The 1,718-nt window shown below is 68.9% G+C and carries 2 protein-coding genes; both read left to right on the top strand.

Features of this window, described 5'->3' with window-relative positions:
• Window positions 1-797, top strand: a 797-nt coding sequence (locus tag ONA70_RS36155) for an ABC transporter ATP-binding protein (protein WP_265010967.1), incomplete at its 5' end; no start/stop codon positions are given.
• Window positions 794-1,718 (top strand): ABC transporter ATP-binding protein (locus ONA70_RS36150; RefSeq protein ID WP_265010966.1); only part of this gene is annotated, 925 nt, incomplete at its 3' end. The genes ONA70_RS36155 and ONA70_RS36150, both read left to right, overlap by 4 nt.

Raw genomic sequence — 1,718 nt, 5'->3', positions numbered from 1 at the left:
CGGAGGAGGAGGTGCGGCGGCTGCGGGGCCGGGACATGGCGATGATCTTCCAGGATCCGTTGTCGGCGTTGCATCCGTACTACACGGTGGGCCGGCAGATCGCTGAGGCGTATCGGGTGCATCATCCGAAGGCTGGGAAGCGGGAGGCCCGTGGCCGGGCGGTGGACATGTTGGGTCGGGTGGGGATTCCGCAGCCGGGGCGGCGGTTCGATCAGTATCCGCACGAGTTTTCGGGTGGTATGCGGCAGCGGGCGATGATCGCGATGGCGTTGGTGAATGATCCGGATCTGGTGATCGCGGATGAGCCGACGACGGCGTTGGATGTGACGGTGCAGGCGCAGATCCTCGACCTTCTCGCTGACCTGCAGGCCGAGTTCCGGTCGGCGATCATCCTGATCACGCATGACCTGGGTGTGGTGTCGCAGGTGGCTGATGACGTCCTCGTCATGTATGGGGGGCGGGCGGTTGAGCGGGGGAGTGTGGAGCAGGTGTTGCGGCGGCCGCAGCATCCGTACACGTGGGGGTTGTTGTCGAGTGTGCCGTCGTTGCACGGTGACGCGGACGCGGATCTGGTGCCGATCAAGGGCAACCCGCCCAGCCTGATCAACCTGCCGTCGGGGTGCGCGTTCCACCCCCGCTGCCGGTACGCCGACCGTAACGGTGACCGGTCCCGCACGCAGGTGCCCGAGCTGCGCCCGGCCGGAGAGGCGGGGCACTTCGTGGCCTGCCATCTGCCGGAGGCCGTCCGGCAGCGCATCTACCGCGATGAGATCGCCCAGGTGGGGGTGGCCCGATGAGCGTCGAGACCGGGCCGCTGTTGCGGGTGCGGGGGCTGGCCAAGCATTTCCCGGTGCGGGACGGGTTCCGTGCGGGTGGGGCGGTGCGGGCCGTGGATGGGCTGGACTTCGATGTGCGTCCGGGGGAGACCCTCGGTCTGGTGGGGGAGTCCGGGTGTGGGAAGACCACGACCGGGCGGATGCTGGTGCGGCTGCTGGAACCCACCGCGGGCAGTATCGAGTTCGCGGGGCGGGACATCACCCACGCCGGCCGGCGGGACCTGCGGTCGTTGCGGCAGGACCTGCAGATCATCTTCCAGGACCCGTACGCGTCGTTGAACCCCCGCCACACCGTCGGGCGGATCGTGGCCATGCCGTTGCAGGTCAACGGGATCGACCCGCCCGGCGGCATCAAGAAACGCGTCCAGGAGCTCCTCGAACTGGTCGGGTTGAACCCGGAGCACTACAACCGGTACCCGCACGAGTTCTCCGGCGGCCAACGCCAACGCATCGGCATCGCCCGCGCCCTCGCCCTGCGCCCGAAACTGATCGTCGCCGACGAACCCGTCTCCGCGTTGGACGTGTCCATCCAGGCCCAGGTCATCAACCTGCTCCGCGACCTGCAACGCGACCTCGACCTGGCGTTCGTGTTCATCGCCCACGACCTGGCCGTCGTCCGGCACTTCTGCCACCGCGTCGCCGTCATGTACCTCGGCAAAATCGTCGAGATCGGCGACCGCGACGACATCTACCAACACCCCCAGCACCCCTACACCCGGGCCCTGCTGTCCGCCATCCCCGACATCACCACCCTCGGCCCCGCCGGCCGCATCCGCCTGGCCGGCGATGTCCCCACCCCCCTCAACCCACCCTCGGGCTGCCGCTTCCGCACCCGCTGCTGGAAAGCCCAGGACCGCTGCGCCACCGAGGAACCGGCGCTGA

Origin of the sequence: Micromonospora yasonensis (assembly GCF_026013475.1) — a bacterium.
Lineage (GTDB): Bacteria > Actinomycetota > Actinomycetes > Mycobacteriales > Micromonosporaceae > Micromonospora > Micromonospora yasonensis.
The sequence above is the reverse complement of the archived record's forward strand: the minus strand, read 5'-3'. Positions and strand labels throughout refer to the sequence as shown.